This window comes from Nocardia otitidiscaviarum, assembly GCF_007362295.1.
GTDB classification, from domain to species: Bacteria; Actinomycetota; Actinomycetes; order Mycobacteriales; family Mycobacteriaceae; genus Nocardia; species Nocardia otitidiscaviarum.
The window spans coordinates 1,557,760-1,580,810 of record NZ_CP041695.1; the positions used below are offsets into that span (position 1 = coordinate 1,557,760).

At 69.3% G+C, this 23,051-nt stretch carries 15 protein-coding genes; 7 read left to right on the forward strand and 8 right to left on the reverse strand.

Features of this window, described 5'->3' with window-relative positions:
- Nucleotides 1-491 precede the first annotated feature (491 nt).
- The 4 genes from FOH10_RS06600 to FOH10_RS06615 form a co-directional block, all read right to left on the reverse strand.
- Nucleotides 492-6,551 (reverse strand): putative T7SS-secreted protein, encoded by a 6,060-nt coding sequence (locus FOH10_RS06600; RefSeq protein ID WP_143980047.1) that lies wholly within the window; start codon nt 6,549-6,551, stop codon nt 492-494.
- A gap of 6 nt (nt 6,552-6,557) precedes the next feature.
- A complete protein-coding gene (locus tag FOH10_RS06605) occupies nt 6,558-7,232 on the reverse strand; it encodes a hypothetical protein (RefSeq protein ID WP_039811755.1) in 675 nt (224 codons plus the stop codon).
- A gap of 21 nt (nt 7,233-7,253) precedes the next feature.
- On the reverse strand, nt 7,254-7,592 hold the full coding sequence (locus tag FOH10_RS06610) for a YbaB/EbfC family nucleoid-associated protein (RefSeq protein ID WP_143980048.1): 339 nt from the start codon (nt 7,590-7,592) through the stop codon (nt 7,254-7,256).
- Nucleotides 7,593-7,687: 95 nt separating this feature from the next.
- The gene (locus FOH10_RS06615) at nt 7,688-8,074 is read right to left on the reverse strand and encodes a subtilase-type protease inhibitor (protein WP_052373798.1); all 387 of its coding nucleotides are present in this window, start codon (nt 8,072-8,074) and stop codon (nt 7,688-7,690) included.
- A gap of 81 nt (nt 8,075-8,155) precedes the next feature.
- Between FOH10_RS06615 and FOH10_RS06620 the strand changes: the two genes are divergently transcribed.
- From FOH10_RS06620 to FOH10_RS06630, 3 genes are all read left to right on the forward strand, one after another.
- Entirely contained in the window at nt 8,156-9,247 is a 1,092-nt protein-coding gene (locus FOH10_RS06620; protein WP_143980049.1) for a serine hydrolase domain-containing protein, read from the forward strand.
- A 144-nt stretch (nt 9,248-9,391) separates the two neighbouring features.
- Nucleotides 9,392-10,816 carry a glyceraldehyde-3-phosphate dehydrogenase gene (locus FOH10_RS06625; RefSeq protein ID WP_425326131.1) on the forward strand — a complete coding sequence of 475 codons (1,425 nt, stop codon included), beginning with the start codon at nt 9,392-9,394 and terminating at the stop codon, nt 10,814-10,816.
- A 67-nt stretch (nt 10,817-10,883) separates the two neighbouring features.
- Nucleotides 10,884-11,648: an MSMEG_1198 family transcriptional regulator gene (locus FOH10_RS06630; RefSeq protein ID WP_143980051.1), complete on the forward strand. Its 765-nt coding sequence runs from the start codon at nt 10,884-10,886 to the stop codon at nt 11,646-11,648.
- Nucleotides 11,649-11,652: 4 nt separating this feature from the next.
- Here FOH10_RS06630 and FOH10_RS06635 read toward each other — a convergent pair whose 3' ends face one another.
- Both FOH10_RS06635 and FOH10_RS06640 read right to left on the reverse strand, forming a co-directional pair.
- The gene (locus FOH10_RS06635; RefSeq protein ID WP_308212876.1) at nt 11,653-12,741 is read right to left on the reverse strand and encodes a ThiF family adenylyltransferase; all 1,089 of its coding nucleotides are present in this window, start codon (nt 12,739-12,741) and stop codon (nt 11,653-11,655) included.
- Entirely contained in the window at nt 12,720-14,156 is a 1,437-nt protein-coding gene (locus FOH10_RS06640; RefSeq protein ID WP_244961714.1) for a phenylacetate--CoA ligase family protein, read from the reverse strand. Before FOH10_RS06640 ends, FOH10_RS06635 begins: the two co-directional genes overlap by 22 nt.
- Nucleotides 14,157-14,315: 159 nt before the next feature.
- Here FOH10_RS06640 and FOH10_RS06645 point away from each other — a divergent pair, with 159 nt between their 5' ends.
- Complete coding sequence (locus FOH10_RS06645) at nt 14,316-18,143, forward strand: WD40 repeat domain-containing protein (RefSeq protein ID WP_143980052.1); 3,828 nt, start codon at nt 14,316-14,318, stop codon at nt 18,141-18,143.
- Nucleotides 18,144-18,349: 206 nt separating this feature from the next.
- On the opposite strand, the gene FOH10_RS06650 is transcribed toward FOH10_RS06645, so the two are convergent.
- Nucleotides 18,350-19,288 carry an alpha/beta fold hydrolase gene (locus FOH10_RS06650; protein WP_143980053.1) on the reverse strand — a complete coding sequence of 313 codons (939 nt, stop codon included), beginning with the start codon at nt 19,286-19,288 and terminating at the stop codon, nt 18,350-18,352.
- A gap of 63 nt (nt 19,289-19,351) precedes the next feature.
- Between FOH10_RS06650 and FOH10_RS06655 the strand changes: the two genes are divergently transcribed.
- Nucleotides 19,352-20,092, forward strand: coding sequence for an AraC family transcriptional regulator (locus tag FOH10_RS06655; RefSeq protein ID WP_143980054.1), 741 nt, complete (start codon nt 19,352-19,354; stop codon nt 20,090-20,092).
- A 19-nt stretch (nt 20,093-20,111) separates the two neighbouring features.
- Here FOH10_RS06655 and FOH10_RS06660 read toward each other — a convergent pair whose 3' ends face one another.
- Nucleotides 20,112-21,215, reverse strand: coding sequence for a hypothetical protein (locus FOH10_RS06660; protein WP_143980055.1), 1,104 nt, complete (start codon nt 21,213-21,215; stop codon nt 20,112-20,114).
- A gap of 9 nt (nt 21,216-21,224) precedes the next feature.
- Between FOH10_RS06660 and FOH10_RS36235 the strand changes: the two genes are divergently transcribed.
- A complete protein-coding gene (locus FOH10_RS36235) occupies nt 21,225-21,506 on the forward strand; it encodes a DUF6596 domain-containing protein (protein WP_411157758.1) in 282 nt (93 codons plus the stop codon).
- A gap of 186 nt (nt 21,507-21,692) precedes the next feature.
- The gene (locus tag FOH10_RS06670; RefSeq protein ID WP_143980056.1) at nt 21,693-23,051 is read left to right on the forward strand and encodes a lipase family protein; all 1,359 of its coding nucleotides are present in this window, start codon (nt 21,693-21,695) and stop codon (nt 23,049-23,051) included.

The following is a 23,051-nucleotide window of genomic DNA, read 5'->3' on the forward strand; positions in this document are numbered from 1 at the left end:
GGTGGCGTTTGGGCATTCAGTCTTCTAGGGGATTTGGGCAACGCGCACCTCTCCGGCGAAGGTGCTCTCAAGCAGTCGGTTGGCAACTGGGGAATAGATCCAAAATTCCGGACTCGTTTCAGTGACATCGCGGAGACACGAATCGAGAACTCGGTATTCGATCTCTGTTGTCGGCAGTGCGAGACTGCTCCAAAAGATTATTAAGGACCCCTTCGTCGGCATAAAGCTGTGTATAGCGGCGCTTATCTCTTCATGGTTGGGCTCAAGGGTCGCTAGAACGAGTGATGGCGGAGTGCTTTCCCAATTTATGGTGCCGTCGGATCTGCGTGAAAAGCGACGGATACTTTCCTGCTCGTACTTGAGATGATTGCTAAGGTCGAGGAGTTGCACCCCTTCTCGACCGGACCAAACAGTGTGGCCATCTTTGCGAACGAGACGGACCAAGGACTTCGGAAGAAGCTCGGGCCTTGACCCGTATACGTTTTCGATTGTCATACGTTTCTCCTCATTAGCCTTGCGATCTCCGCCTCCGAGCCGAGCCAAGGGACCGCCCATTTTCGAGCAGAATCCCCCTTTCCTATCTCGACATTGAAGTGGGGGCCCTTTATGGGGTCGAAATCGATCCGGATCCTTTTGAAGATGCCGTCTACTCGCGTGGTGAATCCCACGATTTTACCGTAAGTGGTGGCAGCGGTTTCTAGGCGTCCGACATAAGGTTCTCGGGTGGCGGGATCTATATCGCCGAGCAATTCTAGTGCCTTGTTTCGTGCTTGCTCGAATGAATCGAAGGCTTCCAGAGTAACCTCTTTGCATGGAGTGAGCCCTAGTGGGTCCATCCACACCAAAGGGTTATGTGGGTATGTACTGGGATTATCTGCTGGCCAAAGGCCGAGTGGGTCTGAAGTTAAATAGCGGCCTACGCTGGGGTCGTATGTGCGGAATACATTATAATGTAGACTTGTCTCGATGTCGTATATCTGGCCTGGGAAGCGGAGAAGCGTGCTTCTCCCGTGCCAGCTTGTTCGGCCCCATATGTCGGATACAGCAGTGCCCGTCGTGGAGGTGGTCGCTACATCGAGCAATTGTGCGGGTACCCCGACAATATTCGTAACTACTGCGAGAAATTCACGATCTGTCCCCGTTCGTTCGACCGCCTGGGTGAGCGGATGATAGGCACCAGGGTAATGATTCCACCGTGTGATTGCATCATCGGTTATGTTCTCGGTGAGGACCGTTCCATCCCACGCATAGCTGATGTATTCGAGGACGGTGCTGTCGGTTGCGAGGCGTTGCTTCGTCATCCTCCGACCAAGGGCGTCATACGTGTAATGCCACCACTGGTTCTCCGGAGTCCACACATCGGTGAGTTGGTCGAAAGCGTCGTAGCGGAAGTGCCAGACTGCTGCTTTGCGCGACAAACGCACGGTGGATTTGCGGATAACGCGGCCCGCTGCGTCGTAGTGGTGCCGATTGCGGCCGTCCCGGATGAGGAGGTTGTTGTGGTATTCACGTCGGGTGCTGCCGGCGGTTGATTGGGCGGGGGTGGCGCCGGGCGAGTCGGGCGTAGGAGAGGTTGGCTCGCTAGGTGTGTAGCTCTCGGTGATGTTGCTGAGGGCGTCGTAGCTGTATTGCTCGGCCAGCGTGCCATTGCGGGCGAGTGAGTGGACTCGGCCGATAGGGTCGAGGGTGTAGTCGAGGCGGGTGGTCGCCCTGTCGGTGTGGGTGGTGTGGGTGGTGATGTATCCGTCCGGTCGCCAGGTGTATTCGTCGGTGCGGAGCTGCCGGGGTTCGGGGCGGGGGTTGCTGTCCAGGCCGAGGGTGGACAGGCGGGTCGGAAAGCCGGTGACGGTTTGTTGCTGGAGGCGGCCGAGGGGGTCGTACGTGTGGTTGACCGCGAGTTCGCCGATGGTCCATTCGGTGAGTTGGCCCGCGGGGTCGTGGGTGAAGCCGATGGTGTGGCCGTCGGTGTCGAGGGCGGTGGGGCGGCCGGACCAGTCCCAGCGCCAGCGGGTTTCGGAGCCGGTGGGGGTGATGCGGCGGGCGCGGCGGCCGAGGGGGTCGTATTCGAACCGCATGGGGGTGCCCGCGTCCAGGGTTTGGGTGGCGAGTTGGCCGTCGGGGGTGTGGGTGAAATCGAGGGTGTGGATGGGGGTTTCGGCTTCGCCGCTGATGGCGGTGAGGAGGCGGCCCAGGGGGTCGTGGGTGTAGCGGCGCCAGTGGCCGGAGTCGGTGGTGATTTCGGTGAGGCGGCCGAGGATGTCGTAGCGGTGGTGGCGGGTGACGCCGGTGGCAGGGGTGACGGTGGCTACTCGGCTGGCCGGGTCGTGGGTGTAGGTGGTGGTCGCGCCGTTGTAGTCGGTTTCGGAGATCAGGCGGCCGGCGGTGTCGTAGCGGTAGTGCCAGGTGTGGCCGAGGGGGTTGGTGACCGAGGTGAGGCGGCGTTCGGTGTCGTAGGTGTAGCGGGTGGTGGCGCCGTCTGGGTCGGTGCGGGAGATCGGGAGATCCCAACTGGCGTAGGTGAATCGGGTGATGCCGCCGGCGCGGTTGGTGTGCGTGAGGAGGTTGCCTTCGCCGTCGTAGGTCCAGGACTCGTGGTGGCCGTCGGGGTCGAGGCGGCGCAGGAGTTCGCCGTCGGGGGACCAGTGGTAGCGGGTGGTGTGGCCGAGGGGATCGGTGACGGCGGACGGGCGACCGAAGGCGTCGCGGATGATATGGGTGGTGGCGCCGAGGGGGTCGGTCACCGTGACGGGGAGGCCGGCGGCGTCGACGGTGACGGTGGTGCGGGCCGTGTTGGGTTCGGTGACTGTCGCTACCGCGCCGTTGGGGTGGTAGGTGTAGGTGGTGCGGATTCCGCCGGGAGTGGTTGTGGCGGTGAGGTTTCCGTGTGCGTCCCAGTCGCGGCGAGCGGTGGTGCCGTCGGGGTGGGTGATGGTTTCGGGGCGGTTGCGCCAGGCGTAGCCGATATCGATGGAGCGGCCGTCGGGGCGGACGATACGGGTGACGTCGCCGTCGGGGGAGTAGGTGTAGCGGGTGACCGCGTTGTCGGGGGCGGTGACCTGGAGGGGGCGGCGGTCGGCGTTGTAGTCGATGCGGGTGTGGCCGCCCGCCGGGTCCATGATGTCGCGGACACGCAGGTCGTGGTCGAAACCCCGGGTGGTGACCGCACCCTGGGAGTTGATGTGGCGGGTGATGTGGCCGGTGCCGTCGGGGTAGTCGAGGTAGTCGAATCCGGCGTTGAGGACGCCGTCGGTGCCGTGCTGGAGGATCACGCGACCGGCACTGTCGTAGGTGTTGACCATGGTGGTGCCGCGCGAGTCGGTCCACGACAGCATGCGGTCGCGGTCGTCGTAGGTGTAGCGGGTGGTGGCGCCGGAACCATTGGTGACCGCTGCCAGATTGCCTGCGGCATAGTCGAATCGACGGACAGCGGTCCTGGATTCGGGACCGTCCGGGCTGGTCGTGTCGACGACGGTCAGGCCGGTCACGCGTCCTAGGGCGGGATCGGTGGCGATCTCGATGTGGTAGCCGCCGCTATGGGTGATCGTGGTCGGGGCGCCGTCGGGGGCGTAGTGGAAGCGGATGCGGTTGAGGTGGCGGTCGGTGATCGCCGAGATCGGGTACACCCCGAACAGCCCGTCGAGTTCGGGTTCCGGGGTGAAATGCCAGATGATTTCGCGCTCGGGGTCGGAGACGCGGTAGGTGCCGGTGTCGGTACGGGAACACGCGTACCGTGCGCCGCCGACCAGCGGCTCCACGGCGATGCCGGGGTCGGCGTGCGGGTAGGCCAGTAGCAGGCCGTCCTCGCCGAGGAAGGTCACCTGGTTCTCGTCGACGACCACGCGCATATCCAGGATCGACGACCAGGTGGGGCCGAACCAGCGGCCCCAGCGGTAGTTCGAGCGGTGTCGCCGGGTCAGGACCAGGGGGAGGATTCCGGGTAGCGTGAGATCGGTTTCGGGGAGCAGGAATTCGCCGGTCGCGGCATCGACGGGGTCGCCGCATTTGGCGACATCGGCGTCGGTCTGAGTGTTTGCCGAATTCTTGGCGGCGGTGGCTGCGTCGGGGTCCGACTGATCTGGATCCTTTTGTCTGTCTTGGTTATCGCGGTCGGGATCGGTATCGCGGTCGTCGGTGTCGTTGCGGCCGTCGTCGTCCCGTTCGCGGCGGTCGTCGGTGTCATGGTCCCGAGCACCGTCGTCGTTTCGTGTGTCCGGTTCGCGACCGTCGGCGGGGTTGCGGTCGGGTGTCGATCCCTGATCGGGCACCTGTCGCGTGTCCGGAGCGAGGTCGGCGCGCGGGGCATTCGGGCTGTCGGGCAGCGGGCGGGTCGAGGTTCCGGCGTCCAGATTGGTGTGCGGATTCGTATTTCCGGGTTGGGCGCGTGGACCGGCTGGGGTGTCCGGAGTGGGGCGTGGGCCGGGTGTCGGACTGGGCGGAGTGGTCGCCGCGGGGGACACCGGCCCGCGACCGGCCGGGGTGTCGGCGCGCGTCGGTCCGGGTACCGGATCGGTGCGCGGCGCGGGGGTGTCGCGGGGCGCTGTGGGATGGGTGTTCGTGGGTGTCGACTGGGTGTGGGCGGGTGCGGTCGTGTCCGGCGTGCGGGTGCCGGGTGTGTCGGTCGGGCTCGTGCCGTCGGGACGGGCCGGTGTCTCTCCGAGCGTGCGTCCGCCGTTGTCGACGTGCGGGTTCTCCGGGGTTGTCGATGCGGGGCTGAGGGTGGAGTCCGTGCGGTCGCCGCCGGTGTCCGGATGCGGCTGGTTGTTTGGCTGATTTGCGGTCGGATCGGAATGCGGTTGATTCCCAGGCGGATTCGTACCGGCCGGGTCGTTGCCGCGCGGCGCGTCCGGGGCAGTGTCGCTGCGCGTCGCGGCCGGGTCGGTGTCGGGTCGCGTCGCACCCGGCGCATCGGAGATATCCGGATGTGTGGGCGGCGTGTAGGTATCGCGCAGCGGTCCGGGCGGATCGGAGTCCGGGCGGGTACCCGGCGTACCGGGGTCATCGACGCGCGCCGGTCCCGCCGAGGGATTGTCCGGGCGCTGCGCCGGTGCCTCCGGTGTCGGATCGGGGCGCGTCGCGGGCGAATCCGGTTCACCCCGAGGCTGTTCGGCGGACACCTCGACCTGACCGTCGTCATCGGCGCGGTCGGCGGGCTGTTCTCGGGTCGGGGCGGGCTGATCGTGCTGGGCGGCCTGCACACTGGAGTCGGGGCGATCCGGTTCCGGTGCAGCGCCCGCGCCCCGGTCCTGCACCGGGGCGTCGGCGTCACGAGGCGGAGCATCCGTGCCGGGCGTATCCCGTTGTGGCGCAGGGGCGTCGATATCTGGCCGCGGATTCGTGCCCGCCGGATCGGATCGGGGACTGAACCCGTCGGGAGCGGCCCGATCGACGGGCGCGCGGGTCGGCACCTCGGGTCTCGGCCGGACCGACGGAGCTAGATTGTCGACCTTGTTCAGCAGCGACGGCGCTTTGGCGGCCAGTCCCGCACCGCCGGTCGGAACGGCGGTCGCGACATCGAAGGCCACGGTGCCGAGGGCTTCGAACGGATTGGCTCGCGCGTCGTCGATCAGCGCGTCCACCACCGGCCCCGGATCGGCCGCGGTGGTCACCAGACCCCCGGCCAGATTCGACATGTTCTCCAGGTACTCGCCTGGGTGCGTGAGGTTGTAGGTGTCGGTGGGGTTGAGCTTGCGCACGAATTGCAGTAGTCCCGACGCCCCGCCGAGCACACCGTCGGTGAAGCTCAGATTCGCGTACTCGCCGATCTGCACCGCGTCTTCGAGGTTGGCCGCCATGCGGGAGACGAACGGCGGCTCTTCCGGCGCCGCGGCTTTGGCAGCGGACAACGAGGCCACCGCCTGATCGGCCGCGGTGTCGCGGTTGGTGCGCGCCCGGGACAGGATGTCGCGCGCGGCCTGGAAGCGCGGTGACCAGGTGTCGGTCACCGTCGTCTTGTCTTTCTGCTCGTCGGTGAGCGAGCGCCACCAGGCCAGCACCCGCCGCCGCTCCTGCACCGCTGCCTTCCATTCGGCGATGGCGTCGGCGGCCAGACCCTGGGCCGCCGAGACCGCCGAAGCCCACGCCTCGAGCGCGGTCTTGGCGTCGGTGAACGCATCGGCGGCCTCGGTCCATTTGCCGGGCTGCGGCGAGAATCCCACCCGGTACCCGTCCGCGCCCAAGCCGTGCCAGTCGCTGATGTTCCCGACCGCGCGCAACCCCTCGCCGGTCTGATCGGCCGCCTGCGACAGCTTCCCCAGACTGTTTCCGGCCTCCGTGATCGCCGATGGTTCGCCGCGGATCAGCTCCTTGGGGTCCTCGGTCTCCCCGAGTTCCCGCTCCTCGACCGCCCCGCCCAGCGCCGAGGACACCTGGTCGCCGGCATCGTCCAGCGCCTCGCCCACCCCGTCCCAGCCGACGGAGCGGGCGGCGTCCGCGCCGACGTCGAGTACGTCGTCGATCGCCTCGCCGACCGCCGCGGTGGCCGATTCGGCCGCGTTCTCGACGGCCTCCCCGATCTGATTGGCCTTGTCCTCCAGCCAGTCCCCGATGCCCACCCCGGCTTACTCTCCCTGGCCGCCTTGCGGATTCAGCAGTGGCGCGTACTTCTGCTGAATCTGCTCGACCTGGGCGGCCGCGCCGGTATTCCAGCCCGGCGCGGGGAGTCCGTCCGGGGCACCGCCCGTGCCGATCGTGGCCGGATTGCTCAGCACGCCCAGGTTGGCGGCCGCCTGTGGGCCGACGGCCTGCACGATCTCCCAATTCATCTGCGCGGCAAGGGCCGCGCGGTCGAAGGATTCGCGGCTGTAGTCGGGATTGCGGATGTGGTTGAACGAGTTGTCGGCGAGTGTTTCGCCCCAGTCGCGGGCGGCGATCTGGTCCTTGGTCAGGTGCGGGTTGCCCGCCATGCTGGTCCACAGCACCTTGAACATGGTGGAAGCCTTGTCCTCCATGGCCTGGTAGCGGCCCGCGCTCAGGCCCAGCGCCTGCGCGATCTGATTGCCCGCCTGCACCAGCGCCCGCACGCCCCAGGACCACCGCTCGGTGTAGGACTCGAATTCGGACTGCACCGACTGCTTGCCCGCCTCCAGCGCGGACAGGGTGAGCAGCGCCAACCCGCGCCCGGACGACGCGGTCTCCTTGATCCCCACCTCCGCCAGTGCGTCGATCATGCCGTTGATGCCCTTGGCGGTCTGCTCCAACGCCGCCGGATCGACCTGCAACCCGTCAACCGACACTGTCGCCCTCCCTCGTCATTCCTACAGCCGGTACGTGATCCGGACCGGGGCAGCGTCTTCCCACTGCTCGGTCGCCGCGGCGGGCGGCCCCGGACGGCCGTCCCGGGCGAGTTGTCCGAGCAGTTCGGCCGCGGCGGCTTCGGCTTCCTCCCTGGCGCGTTCATGGCACCGGGTGATGGCCGCGGCGAGTCGGGCGGGTTCGACGGTCATCGCGGCGGGTGCGATCTGGAGGTCGGTGATCGTCCCGTACGCATCGGATTCGACGATCACCAGGCCCCCGGACGCCTCGGCACGCCCGCGCACCGTCGACATGGCCCGGTCGATTCGCTGAGCGTGGGCACCCTGTTGTTCCGCGGCCACGCTCACCACCCCCTCTCGGCGTCGTGCCCGATGGTAATCCACGCCGGTGTCGATCAGGACCTCCCGACGCTGTTCCGCGGATCACTGTCCCGAGCTCAGAAGTCGAAGACGCTCCCGGTCGCGCCCTTGCCGTGGCAGTCGTTCGGGAAGGTCTTGGTGAAGGCGACCGCGCGGCCGCGCCAGGTGCCGCTGGCGGCGTAGACGACCGGGTCGTACTCCTGGGTGCAGATGGCCTGGGGGTCGACGTTCAGTTCGTCGAAATCGCCGTCGACGGCCTCCAATTCGGCGCAGGCGCGGTCCGCGGCGGGGTGGTCGCCGCCCACATCGGGCGCGCACCGCAGGGTCACCGTGCGGGCGGTGTCGCGGTTGTCCGGAGCCGCGACGGTCAAGGTCAACTCGGTGCGTTCCGGATCGGAATCGGCGCAACCGCTGACCGCCACGACCGCGACGGCCAGCACGCATATCGGGAACAGGGCGCGCATGGGGGATGCTCCTTCGGTCGTTGGGGGTGTGTCGGGCGTGTTGACCGTACTCGATGCGGTCTGACTATTACTGTGCGCGAAATGCGTCGAGTTCTGCTCGTCTTCACCGCCGCTCTGCTGTGCGCGGGATCCGCGCACACGTCCGCGGTCGCCGAACCCGGCGGCTGGCAGCGGGCGCTGGAGGACATCGTCGCGCACGGGGCGGCGGGGGTGCAGGCGCAGGTGCGCACGCCCGCCGGGGTGTGGGACGGGTCGGCGGGGGTGGTGCGGTTGGGGCGGCCGGAACCGGTGCCGAGCGGCGGGCGGTTCCGCATCGGCAGTATCACCAAGACGTTCACCGCGACCGCGCTGTTGCAGCTCGTCGGCGAGGGCCGGATCGGGTTGGACGATCCCGTGAGCCGCTGGCTGCCCGAATTCGGGGTCGATCCGCGGATCACCGTGCGCATGGTCCTCGCGCAGACCAGCGGCCTGCTCGACTACCTCAACGGCGGCGGTGGCTACCCGCCGATGGTGGGTGACACGCTCGGCGATATCCGGCGCACCTGGCAGCCGCCCGATTTCGTGCGATGGGCGACGGAGAAACCGCTGCAATTCGAGCCGGGCAGCGGGTGGGCCTACTCGAATACCAACTACATCGTGGCGGGCCTGCTCATCGAGCGGGCCTCGGGGCTGCCGTACCACGTGAACATCTACACCCGGATCACGCTGCCGCTGCTCATGTTGGGCACCGGCGTGCCGCAGACCTTCGACGGCATTCTCGGCCCGCACGCCCACGGCTACTACGACTACGGCGGCGGCCTGACCGACGTCACCGACCAGAACCCCTCGTACGTGTGGGCGGCCGGCGGCATCGTCTCCTCCACCCAGGACCTGCACACCTTCCTCACCGGCCTGCTGGACGGCCGCCTGCTGCCCCCGCATCTGCTGGCCGAGATGCGCGCCTTCCGGCACGTGAACGGTTCCTACGGCTACGGCCTGGGCCTCTACGAATTCCGCCTGGCCCCCGGCTGCCACGGCCACGGCCACAACGGCTACGTCAACGGCTTCGGCTCCCTCGCCCTACGCAGCCCCGACGGCAGCCACAGCGTCGCACTCTCGATCACCGACACCACCGGCTACGGCTTCACCGCCGCCGTGGACCGGTTCGTCCGGTCCGCCATGTGCGCGGGCTGAACCTCACAAGGGGAAGGCGGGCCCGTGTGATACCGCGGGCCTGGCTAGAGTCGATTTTCGTACTGATCGAGGACACCCCTAGGACGTGTGTTGACTACCGAGCACCTTGACCGCTGGAACGCTCACGAGGCTTCCGCGGAGGCGATGATTCCGATTATCGGGAAGCTGTATCGGGAGAAGGGGGTGACCATTCTCCTGCACAGCCGATCGCTGGTGAACAAGTCGGTGATCAGCATTCTGCGGACGCATCGGTTCGCGCGGCAGATCGAGGGGGAGGAGCTGTCGATCGAGGAGACGCTGCCGTTCCTCGAGGTGCTCGGCGAGCTGGATCTGGGGGCGTGCAAGATCGACCTCGGGCGGTTGGCGATGGCGTATCGCGCCGAGGGGGGCGGGCGGTCGGTGGCCGAGTTCACCGCCGCGGTGCTGGCCGAGGTCACCGATGGCAACAAGGCCGAGGCGCAGGGGCCGCGGGATGTGGTGCTGTACGGCTTCGGGCGGATCGGGCGGCTGGTGGCGCGGCTGCTGATCGAGAAGACCGGCTCCGGCAACGGGCTGAATCTGCGGGCCGTGGTGGTGCGCAAGGGCGGCGAGGGTGATCTGGCCAAGCGTGCCTCGCTGCTGCGGCGGGATTCGGTGCACGGGCAGTTCAACGGGACGATCAAGGTCGACGCCGAGAACGATGCGATCATCGCGAACGGCAATGTGATCAGGTTCATCTACAGCGACGACCCGACCACCATCGACTACACCGCCTACGGCATCGACGAGGCGATCCTCATCGACAACACCGGCAGGTGGCGCGACCGGCAGGGACTGGCCCAGCATCTGCGTCCCGGCATCGCCAAGGTGCTGCTGACCGCACCGGGCAAGGGCGATGTGCCGAATATCGTGCACGGGGTCAACCACCGCGGGCTGGACCTGTCGGAGCGCGTCGTGTCCTGCGCCTCGTGCACGACCAATGCCATCGTCCCGCCGCTCAAGGCCATGGACGACGAATTCGGCATCGTCCGTGGCCACGTGGAGACCGTGCACTCGTTCACCAACGACCAGAACCTGCTGGACAACTTCCACAAGGCCGACCGCCGCGGCCGTTCCGCGCCGTTCAACCTGGTGCTCACCGAGACCGGTGCGGCGTCCGCGGTGGCCAAGGCGATGCCGGACTTCAAGGCCAAGATCACCGGCAATTCCATCCGCGTGCCCACCCCGGACGTCTCGGTCGCGATCCTGAACCTGCAGCTCCAGCGCGAGACCACGCGCGAGGAGGTGCTGGAGTACCTGCGCCGGGTGTCCCTGTCGGGTCCGCTGAGCCGCAATCTGGACTACACCGCCGCCACCGATGTGGTCTCCAGCGATTTCATCGGTTCGCGCGCGGCCTCCATCGTGGACGCCAACGCCACCATCGTCGACGGTGACACCGCGATCCTGTACCTGTGGTACGACAACGAATTCGGTTACTCGTGCCAGGTGGTGCGCACGGTGCAGTACATCTCGGGCATCGAGTACCCGACCTACCCGCGCACGGGTGGTCACGACAGCGCCGCCGAGATTCCGGAACTGGTCGCCCAGTAGTCGGTCCGATCGCGAAAACCCGGGTACCGCCCGGGTTTTCGCGCCGGCCGCGGGATAGACTCGACGCGTGGGGACGGGGATGAGAATCCTGGTCGCCTCTCCGCTTGGGAAGGTCGTCGAGCCGATCCTGCGGCAGGCGCCGGGCGTGTCCAAGGTGGCGGTGGCCGCCGACCGGCGGCAGGTACTGGCGGCGATCACCGATACGGTCCGCTTCGATGTGGTTGTCGCCGACCTGATCTGGAACAAACCGGAACTCGAGTACACCTTCGACGGCCTCGATGTCGTCGATATGGTGGCGCTGGTCGATCGGGATCCGCGGGTGCTGCTCGCGGCGCAGGGCCACACCATGGAGCAGGACCACCTGGACGAGGCGCGCCTGTCACCGGCCGTGGTGGGGGTCTTCGAGAAGTCGGCCGGGGTGGACGTCCTGCTGGCCATGATCCGCACGGCGGCCGTCGCCCCACGCCGCGGCGGATCGCCGACGCCGGGCGGACCGCGCTCGCTGTACGAATGCTTCCAGAGCAAACGCGGCGCGACCGCGGGCCGGATGGCCGGGGCCATCGCCGCGGGACGGGCCACCGACGCATCCAGTCTCGCCCACGCCGCCGGGGTGGGCCGCAATACCGCCAACAAGATCACCAACGTCTATCTGGGGCCGATCATCAGGGAGCGGGCCGAACACGATCCGGCGCTGCCGCTGACCCTCGGGGCCGTCTACCGGTGGTGCGGGCTGCATTCCCGCTACCTGGTGAGCTGGTGCCGACGCAACGGCTACCCGGAGGTGCTGCGCGCCGGGCAACGCTCACCGGGCATTCCCTGGCAGCGGTCCTGACGGTTCACGCCCGGACGGCGGCGGTCAACTCGTCCGGATCGACCCGATAGCGGCCTGACGGCATCGGCGCACCGCAGACGATGGCCCGGGCCGCGGCGGCCGCCAGCGCACCCGCCACGCCCACCGCGGTCCCCAATTGCGGCCAGGTGGGCAGGGTCCGGCCCACCTCGGCCAGCGAGGCGCGGGTGCGTGGTGAGACAGCGTCGCCGACGATGGCGTGCACGATCTCCAGCCTGCGGGCCGGGTCGGTCAGCGCCGCCCGATCCGCGGTGAGATCACCCGCCCGCCCGCCGAACAGCGGCGCGTCCGGCTCCAGGTCGTAGCGTTCCACGTCCAGGAAGGCGCCGTCACCGTGATCGGTCGCCATGACCACCGGAATGCGCGCGGCGCGCGCCCGCACCCGGATATCGACCTTCATGGCCAGATCGTCCATCTCCTCGACGACCACCGCCAGCCGTCCGGGGCCACGACCGAGGAAGGCCGACGCGTCGTGAGTGCGGTACCCCTTCGAGTAGGTCGCGATCTCGGTGTAGGGATCGATCTCCCATATACGCCGTTGTGCCAGTAGGAGTTTCGGCTCCCCGAGGTCGCAGACGGATGCGGGCAGCCGGTTCAGGTTCGTCGGCCCCAGGGTGTCGTGCTCGGCCAGGCGGAAGCGTCGCGCCCCGGTGAGCGAGCATGCGGTGAGTACGGACGCGCCGACGCTGAGCCCGGCGACGCCGATCAGCGCCGACGACCAGAGCCGCTGCTCCTCGGCGGTGATGAGCCAGCGGTTGCGGGCGGTGCGCAGCCGATGGAAATGCTCGGCGTCCGGTAGCCGGACCAGCACCCGTCGCCACGGATAGACGATGTAGCGGCTGATCTCGTCGAGCGATCCGGCCGCCTGCGCCATGGCGGCCAGGGCCGCGAAGTCGTCGGCGCCGCCATGGCGGCGGCCCGCCAGCCGGGGATGTCGGATGGCGAGCAGTTCGGGCAGCGCGCTGGTCCAGCCGTCGACGAAACGGTAGCCGGACGCCGTGGCGCGCAGGGCGGTGATCCGGGCGCGATCGGTTGCGGGGTGCAGGATCTCGATCATGAGCGGGTGTCCGTCCACTGGTGCTTGATACCGGGCCCGAATCCGGCGGAGCCGAAATCGTGCATCGTGATATCGGGTTCGGCGGCGACGCCGAGCGTCTGGTGGAGGCGGCGGTATTCACCGTTGGTCCGGTCCAGTGCCGCGATCACGCGCTGGCGCAGCCGATCTCGGAAGCCGGGGGCGGGCGTTACCCCGGTTCGCAATTCGACGCGCAGCGCCAGGGTCTGGGTGAACTGTTCGTCGCTGCGCACCGAGAGCACGAACTTTCCGCTCACGATGTCCGCGAGATCGGCGTGTTCCAATGCGGCGCGCACATTCTCGGGATAGATCTGCAGACCGTAGAAGGCCGCGGCGATATCGGTGCGGCGGTGCAGCGCCAGGTATCCGCAGGTCTCGGTGGACGGGCGCACCGGCAGCCGGTATCCGTGCGCGCGCAGCGCCTCGGACAGTGCGTCGGCGGACAGGATGCGGCCCTGATCGTTGATCCGGTAGCGCACCAGCGGAATCGAGCTGTCGGAGGTGAACAGGAAGTACCCGTCGGGGTCCACCTCGGTGAACCGATATCCGGCGTCGTACTCGACGAAGGTGGGCTGAATCGGGTCGCCGCCGAACAGCTCCCGCCCCAGCGCCGCGTCGGTGCGGGCGGCGCGGCGAACCGCGATCGTGGTGGGCGTCTCGTGACCCATGATGCCCGCGTCGGCGGTGCCGTAGACGAGGCAGATCTCGGTCGGCCGGTCGGTTTTGCCGATCCGGTCCAGCATGTGGTCGCGAAACCGTTCGGTGATCGCCTCACCGGCCAGTAGCAGCCGGATGTCGTGGCGCAGCACCGTTTCCGGGGCTCGGTCGAGCACATCCTTGACGAAGGGCGGGTAGCCGGCGAGCACCACCTGCTCGTAGTGCGGTCCGAGCCGTTCGATGTTCTCCAGGATGGTGTCCGGCTCGATACCGGGCGCGATGACCGATACCGGCAGTCCGCGTCGGCGCAGGGCGAGTGCGGCCGCGTAGGTGTAGGTTCCGCCGATCCAGTTGCCCATGGCGAAGCCGATCACCAGCAGGGTGGAGCGGCGCGGCGATTCGAAGCAGTGGCGGAGAATCCTGGCGTACAGTTCGGCGCCCTCGTCCAGCGCGACCATATCGCGGGGCCAGTAGGTGGGGTGGCCGCTGGAACCCGAACTGCACGACCAGGTGCCCGCGCCGGTGATGTCGCCGTGCCACAGCAGCCGGTCGATCCGATAGCGTTGCAGGTAGTCGGTTTTCGTGGTGGGCGGTACCGCGGCGAAGTCCTCGGGTGTGCGGACGTCGCTCGGGTCGATGCCGTGCTCGGTGAGGAATTCGGCGTACGCGGGCACATGTCGCGCGGTGCGCTGGAACAGATCGAGCGCACGACCGAAGCCGGGTTCGGCCTCGACGGGGGTGACGATGGGGGCGGACACGATCGCTGCTCCTTCCCTGATCGGCCGAAACCTCTGGCGGCGGCCGTATTCGGATGTGTCGCGACGATCGTCCGACGGGTCCGACAACGGCTGAAAGAACTCGATACAAGGTCCATACGGCTCCTGCGGGCCCGGTGGGGCGCTCGCTACGGTCGGGCCATGTCCAGCGTGGCCGGTCGGGGCCCGGACCTGAGTCGAGTGTCGACGCGAGAGGAATTCGCCGCCGCCCTCACCGCCTTGCGCAGGTCGGCGGGCTTGACGGTGCGGCAGGTGGTGGAGCGCTCGGGTGCGTTGCACGGCACCGTCAGCGGCTGGTTCGCCGGGCAGCATCTGCCCACCGAAGCGAACGAGCGCATGTTTCGCGATGTGCTCGGTTGCTGCGGAGTGACGGTGGCGGAACAGGATTCGTGGCTGGCCGCCCTGCGGCGAGTACGCCCGACCACGGGGCGGCGGCGCGAGGCGGGCGAGCTGCCCTACCGCGGCCTGGCGGCCTTCGCCGCCGAGGACGCCGCATGGTTCTTCGGGCGAGCCGACGCCACCGCCGAACTCTTTCAGCGGGTCGAATCCCTGCGCACCGGTTCGGAATCCGCACGCGTCCTCATCGTCGTCGGCGCTTCCGGGTCGGGTAAATCCTCGCTGCTGCGCGCGGGCCTGGTCCCGCTGCTGTGCCGACACGGCCGCTCCGTGGCGGTGCTGCGGCCGGGCACACGTCCGGCCGCGGCGCTGGCGGCGGCACCACCGGTCGACGTCCTGGTCGTCGACCAGTTCGAGGAGGCATGGTCGCAGTGTCGAGACCTCGAGCAGCGGCGCGAATTCTTCGATGCCATCACCGGATCCCGGTCCGGGTGCGTGTACGTGCTCGGCCTGCGCGCCGACTTCTACCGGCAGGTGGCCGAGGAGGCCGAACTGCTCGACGCGCTCGCCGCCCACGCGATGCTGGTGCGGCCGTTGACCTCCGCGGCCGTGCGCGAGGTGATCGTCGAACCCGCGCGCAAGGCGAAATGGACGGTGGAGGAGGAGTTGGTACACCTGCTGCTGGTGGAACTGGCTCCGCACGGTTCGGCCGCCGCTCACGATGTGGGCGCGTTGCCGCTGCTGTCGCACGCCCTGCTGGAGACGTGGCGGCACAGCACCCGGCGGCGCATGACCGTCGCCGACTACCTGGCCACCGGGGGTATCGGCGGTGCGATCCAGCAGAGTGCCGAAGCGGTGTACACCACGCTCACCGACCGGCAGCGCGATCTCGCCAGGCGCACCTTCCTGCGGCTGGTCAGCGTGGAGGAGGAGCTGTCCACGCGCCGCCGGGTGCAGCACGGGGAGTTGTTCTTCGACACCGAATCGGTGGACGATGTCGAGACGGTGATCGAACGGTTCGCCGCGCATCGGCTGCTCACGGTGGATGAGGACACCATCGAGATCTCGCACGAGGCCCTTATCGGCGCCTGGCGGCGGCTCACCGACTGGATCAATACCGACCGCACCGGATTACTGGTGCACCGCAGGCTGACCCAGGCCACCCGGACCTGGCTGGACGCCGACCGCGATCCCGGGGCACTGCTCGGCACCGGGCGACTCGCGCTCATGCGGGAGTGGGCCGAGACCGACGACCACGACACCGCGTTGAACCGGGACGAGCGAGAGTATCTGCGCGCCAGCATCGCCCATCAGGAAGCGCTGGTGGCGAGCGAACGACGGCGCACCCGGATACTGCGCCGGTTGGTGGCCGGGTTGGCGCTCGCGTTGGTCGTCGCCATGGTGCTGGCGGGTGTTGCCCTGATCGCCAGATCGACCGCGAATCGGGCGCGCGACGAGGCCAGATCGCGTCAGATCGCGGTGCAGTCGGCCACGCTGCGAGCGAAGGATCCGGCCCTCGCCGCCCAGCTGGCGCTGGCGGCCTACCGGGTGCATCCGACCCTCGAGGCGCGCTCGGCGGTGCTGGACGCGAGCGCCACTCACACACCGGTGCGGCTGCTGGGGGCGCCGGGCGGGGCGCTCATCGCCGCCGATGCCACGGGCGAGGTGTTCGCGGTGGGCCGCCAGGACAGGTCGGTAATGCTGTACGAGCGGATGTCACGAACTCCGCTGCGGTCGCTGGCCGCTGTGTCGATCGGGTCGGAGGGGGCGACGCGGCTGGACGCGCTGGCGGTGGACCGCGCGGGTCGTCTGCTGGCGGCGGCGACCGACCGTGGCATCCACCTGTGGGATATCGCCGATCGCGACGCGCCCGCACCGCTGGCCGTGCTGGGCGCGACCGCGGTGCCGGTGAAGAATCTGGCGTTCAGTCCCGACGGCGCGGAGCTGGCCGGGGGTGGGCTCGTCACGAACGACGTGCACCGGTGGACTGTCTCGGACCCCGCGCGCCCAGTCGCGCGGCCGCCGTTGGTGTTTCCCACGGAGGGTTCGGTGGTGGCCTACAGTCCCGACGGTCTGCTACTCGCCGCGGGCGGAGCGGGTGCGGCACTGCGGATCTGGGATCGGCGGCGCGACGTCCCGACACCGGTGCACGACAGCGGGCCGGACGGCAGCACCGACGATTTCACCGCGCTGAGCTTCCATCCGACCGGGACGGTGCTGGCCGCGGGCGGGCGCGGCCGGGACGTACGACGCTGGTCGGTGGCCGATCCGGCGCGGCCGGTGGGGCTGCCCACGCTCACCGGATTCACCAGCTATGTCAACGATCTCGCCTACAGTCCGGACGGCGATCGGCTGGCGGCGACGAGTTCGGACAATACGACCCGGATCTGGGCGACGGACGGTGATCTGCTCGAGGTCACGCTGCCGAATCCGGTGATCGTGGTGTCGGTCGTGTTCGTCGGCGACGGCACCGGGATCGTCACCGGCGGGATCGACGGTGCGGCCCGGGTGTGGCCGCTGCCCGGCCCGGCACTGCGCGGTGCGCGGTCGGTGGTCTATCAGATGCCGATGGACCGCACCGGAACTCGGCTCCTGGTCGGCACCGGCGCGGCCGACAGCCATCCGCGCCTGTGGGATCTGAGCGAACCCGACGCACCCGTCGAGTACTCGACGCTGGGCGTCGGACCGGAGGAACAGACCACCGGTGCGGTCGCACTGGCCGCCGACGGGTCGGTGGCGGCGGTGGGGGCCCGCACCGGACGGGTCCACCTGTGGGATCTGGGTGATCCCCGGCAACCTCGGCACCGAGCCGAAATCCCCGGTGTGCGTGGGCTCGTCGGCGCGCTCGCCTTCGATCCGGACGCGACCCTGCTCGTCGTGGCGGGCCAGGACGACCAGACCGTCACACTCTGGGACGTCGGCGATATCGCGCGGCCCGCGCCGCTCGGCACGCTGGACGTCGGGCCCGGTCTCCCCTCGATCGTCGCCATCGACCCGTCGGGCACCCTGCTGGCCGTCGGGCCCGGTCTCCCCTCGATCGTCGCCATCGACCCGTCGGGCACCCTGCTGGCCGTCGCCACCTCGCACGAGTCGGTGCGGCTGTGGGATATCACCGACCGGCGTCGCCCGCGCGAAGTGCCGTCGCTCACCGGATTCGGCAATGACGTCGCCAGTGTCGCCTTCGGTCCGCGGGACGGACTGCTCGCGGCCGCCGGGGCCGATCGCACCGTCCGCCTGTTCGGCCTCGCCGACCCGGACGAGCCGCGGCGGCTGGCGGTGCTGCGCGGTCCGGCGGACGCGGTCATCACGCTCAACTTCAGCCCCGACGGCACCCGCGTCGCCGGAGGCGGTGGGGGCGGCGGCATCTGGGTGTGGGATATCACCGATCCGCGCGCACCGAGCCGGGCCGCGGTGCTGAACGGCTACGAGGGGCGGGTCAACGAGGTGGTGTACGGCCATGGCGGTGCGCTGCTGGCGGCGGGCGGACCCGCCATGACGGTGCAGCTGTGGGCGACCGATCCGGATCGGGTGGCGGCCGAATTGTGCGGCGGCGGAAGTACTCCGCTCACCGCCGAGGAGTGGGAGCGGTACCTCCCCGGCGTCCCCGCGGAAGACCTGTGCACCGGCTCGTGACGGCGCGGGTTTCGGCAAGATATTGCCCGAACCCGGACGCTCGTGGGCACGCTGTGCCCGTGGTGCCGGCACCCGTGGTCAACCGCTGCCGGTTCACCGAACGCGGCCCGGATTCCTGATTCAATATGGCTGCGCCGTAACTGGTTTCGCCGCCGAAGACCAGCCACCGGGTATCGGAGGGGGGTATCCGGCGGCTGGTCGTCGATTCAGCGCTGCCCGGCGGGCAGGGGGGCGCGGCAGGCGTCGACCATGATCTCGCGAGCCGCGCGACCCTCCGGAGCGGGGAACAGGGCGTAGTTGTGCGGGAGGTTCGCGGCCTCGTGATAGTCGATCGGCACGTGCGCCTCCGCCGCACGGCGGGCGAGGGTGCGGGTGTCGGTGACGAAGATTTCGCGGGTACCGGCGAAGGCCGTGATCGGCGGGAGACCTTCGAGACGGCCGAACAGCGGACTGACACGGGGGTCCTCGGGGGCGAGCCGGTCCGCGTAGCGGCGGCCGATCTCCACCAGGCCGGGGCGCAGGTGCAGGGGATCGGTCGGCTCGATCTCCGCCTGGGCCGGGTCGGACATGGTCATATCGAGCCAGGGGGAGATCAGGACGAGGCGGGACGGCTGCGGGCCGCCCCGGTCGCGGAGGGCCTGCGCGGCCGCCAGCGCCAGTCCGCCACCGGCCGAATTGCCCATCACCACGGTCGATCCCGTACCGCGCCGCTCGATGGTGCGGGCCAGGATGGCGGCGGTGGTGGGCACCATCTCGGCGGCGCGGCCGTGCGGGACCAGCGGATAGATCGGGACCACGCATTCGGCCGGAACGGCGGCGGCCAGCCGGGCCGCGAATTTCCAATGTGCGCCGACGATCTCGCGGAAGAAACCGCCGCCGTGCAGGAAGACCACCGCGACGTCGGTGGTGACGTCGTTCGGCGTGATGCGGTAGACGGGCCAGCCGTCGAGGTCCTCCCGGGTGACGGTGGCCCGCTTACGCAGGGAGGCGGGCGGGCGCACCTCGGTGTCGCGCCGGTCGCGCTTCGCGATCTCCGCGTGCACCCCCTCCGGGGTGGCGAGCAGTTTCCGCTGGCCGCCCGCCCGCAACAGTGCGGTGACCGCTCGGGTCCGCCAACTGGGCTTCGCGTGTGGGTCGGTGGTCATGGCGCATCCCTCTGTCGTACTCGCCGACGCCGTCCGCGCCGGGTACCGATTAGCCTGGCCGATATGACCGGGGCCGCGCTTTCACAAACCTGCGCTGCCGCGCCCGTGGTGTGGATGCGGCCCCGGCACGCCGGATATCTGGGGCCGGATCTGGGCGTGGGCATGCATGCCACGGCGATCGCATGTCTGGGCCTGAGCCTGGACGGATCGTTCACGGTGGAGACCGAGGACTACGGGACGCTCGTCACCCGCAGTGTGTTCGTGCAGGCCCGGGTTCGGCATCGGATCGTCTCGGCGGGCCGGATCGCGCTGGTATTCGCCGAGCCGGGCAGCGCCGTGATCGCCGGGCTGCGCGACGCCGTCGAGCCGCGCGCTCTCGATCCCGCCGCGGAGGCCGCCTGTGTCGCCGCCGCCCGCGCGGGCGTGCCGAGCCTGGACGCGCTGCTCTCCCAGCCTGATTCGCCGTCCGTGCTGGATCCGCGGATCGAGGCGATCATGCGCGATATCCGTGCGGATCCGACCGCGCATCCGCGCGCCGATCGCGCGGCCGCCGATGTCGGCATGTCGGAGCACTACTTCCTGCGACTGTTCGCCGCTCACACCGGAACCACCTTCCGCCGCTACCGACAGTGGGCCAGGGTGCGAATCGTGCTGGCGGGCATGTCCGCCGGATACGACCTCACCCGCTGCGCCGCCGACGCCGGCTTCGCCTCCCCCTCCCACCTCAGCGAAACCATCCGCCGCACCTTCGGCGCCTCCCTGACCACCGCGCTCAACGCCCGGGTGACGCTGGATATCCGGTGACATCGGGTGCGCGTGGGCGTCACTGATCGCGGTGACGCCGCTGCTCGGCTCGGCGGCGGCGCTCCCGCTCGCGATAGCTGTAGGTGGCCTTGCGGACGGTGACGTCGTCCTCCAGGCCGGAGCCCACCGCTCCGGCGATGGTGCCCAGTACGGTGGCCACCAGGGCGATGGCGAGGTAGTCGTGGATACGTACCGGTCGCTGCACGACCCCGGACAGATATTCCGGTGGTATCACCAGGGTGACGGCGGCCAGGGCGAGCAGGTACAGGGTGCCGAAGAAGGCCGTCGTGCCGACCGCGACCGTGGCCACGGTTCCGGCATTGCGCAGCAAACGGTCGGAATCCTGTGTCCACCCGAATGATTCGCGGGTGTCCCAGAGGCCGTGTCCGACAATGATCCAGAGGGTCAGGCTCGCGAGGGCGGCGACGGTGATTCCGGCGAGGCGGAGTCCGCTGAGCGAGACGGCGAGCGTCCAGATGGATGAGTACAAGACACCGAACGCGGTGCCCGTCAACGCTCCCGCCAGGGCGGTCGACAGCCCGACGATCAACTGCCAGGGCCGATTGGCCCGCACCATGCCCGCCAGCAGGGTGGGCACCCCGGAGCGGCGACTGCGGACCACGGAAGTGTCGGTGTCGGCGGGGCCGCGATGCACACGCAGCGGGGACGGCAGCCGCCGCGCCAACTCCCGGTCCACGGCGGTGTCCTCCGGCCGCCGCAGCAGCGCCCCGACCAGCGCCACCGCCAACTCGGTGAGCCGCCGTCGCAGCCGCACCCCGCCCAGCGCGGGCAACGACACCACCGCCACCCGTCCCGGGGCATCGATATTCGCCACCACGACGCCACCACCGTCGTGCAGCGGCACATCGGTGATACACAGCGCGATATCCCACGGGGTGTCCCGCACGCGCTCGTGCGCTTTGTCGATCAGATACTCGTGGTCGGGGTACAGCGCCTCGAAGGGGTCGGCGAGCACCTCCGCCCGCCACTCGGTCCCACCACCGAGCGCACGCCCCAACTCGCCGGGCAGCTCGTCGCCCAGCCGCCGCGCGAGCTGACTCGGCAGATCCGGATCGGCCAGCAGTCCGATCACCATGCGATTCTCGCGCGCACTGTCGACCATTCCGAGGCAGTGCCCGCAGACATCGTCGGCAAACACCCGGCGCCGATGTCGAGATGCGGTCCGACCGGGCACGCGCGGGCGGCCATCCCCGACCACGACGAGGTGTCCGGAGCGCTGGCGCTCATGCTGCTCACCCACGCCCGGGCGGCGGCTCGCGTCGCGGACAACCGCCTGATTCCGCTGGCCGAGCAGGACCGCTCGTGCTGGGATGGCACCCACGCGGTGCGCGCCCACCTGCTGGAGATGGCCGGTGACGAGGCCGATGCGCGCTCGGCGCGCATCGGCCCCTAGAAATCCCCTATTCGGCGGGATTGCACGGCATTCGCGTCGCACCGCATCGCTTCGGCCGATCGGTGTGGATACCCGGTTGCTGTACGCAATGCCCTTGGGACTGTGCATGTTTCGGTCTACGGAGGCGTTCGGTGGTTGTTGCTACGGTCCGGGAGCAATCGCCGGACGAAATGAGGAGGGGCGGCCATGAGCGTCGATATCACCAACTCCGCGGAGGCAACCGCAGCGGAGGTCGTGCCGCTGCGCGCGACCGTCGAGGCCGACGCCACCGCGAGTGACACGACCGCCGAGGGGCCGCTGCCACCCTTGGACGACCCCTTCTACCTGCCGCCGCCGGATCTGGCGGCGCTCACCCCGGGCACCGTCATCCGGTCCCGCGAGGTGGAGCTCGGACTGCTGGGCGTGGTGCCGCAGCGGATCTCGGCATGGCAGCTGCTGTATCGCACCACCTCCGTGCACGGCACGCCGGAAGCGGTGGTGACCACGGTCCTGCTTCCCGAGCACGCCGAGCCGGGGGAGCGGCGGCCGCTGGTGTCGTATCAGTGCGCCATCGACGCCGTGGTGGCGAAGGGGCTGCCGTCCTACAACCTGCGGCAGGGTGCGCGGGCCTTCGGCTCGGTGCCGCAGCTCGAGCTGTTCCTGTTCGCGAACGCGCTGGCGCGCGGGTGGGTGCTGTCGGTGCCCGATCACGTCGGCACGGACGGACATTTCGGGGTGCCCCGGGAACCCGGCTACCGCATTCTGGACGGGATTCGCGCGGCGCTCTCCTTCGAACCGCTCGGTCTGACCGAACGCACACCGGTGGCGCTGTGGGGCTATTCGGGCGGTGGGCTGGCCACCACGTGGGCGGCCGAGATGGCGGGTGAGTACGCCCCGGAGCTCGATATCGTCGGGGCGTCGGCGGGTTCTCCGGTCGGTGATCCGCGCAGTGTCTTCGCCCGGCTCAACGGCACGGTGTACGCGGGACTCATCGTGCTGGTGCTGTCCGCGCTCTGCCGTGCCTACCCGGATCTGCGCGCCGCCGTACGCGCGCACTTCGACGGTCCGTTCCACGAGTTGATCGCCCACGCCGAGTCGAGCACCATCCTGCCCATCGTCTTCCGCAGCCTGCGCCGCGATCTCGACCGGCACAGCGCGGTGACGGTCGCCGAGCTGATCACCCGGCCCGAATTCGAGGCCATCTTCGAGGCACTGCGCCCGGTCACCTCGGCGCCGGCGTTTCCCATGCTGGTGGTGCAGGCCACCAATGACGCCGTCGTGGCCGTGGAGGATATGGACGAGCAGGTGTGGCGTTACCGGGCGGCGGGGGCGTCGGTGCAGTATGTGCGCGACCGGCTCAGCGGCCATGTGACACTCGCCGTCATCGCGGCACCGCTGGTGACGGAGTGGCTGGCCGATCGGCTGGCGGGCAAACCACTGCCGCCCTCGGCTCCGAAAACCGTGTGGTCACTGGCTTTTTCGAGCGGCGCGCTGGCGGGCTACCGGCGGCTGCTCGGTGTCGCCGGGCGGGTGCTGACCGGACGCCCGCTCAGCGACGGGCAGTAG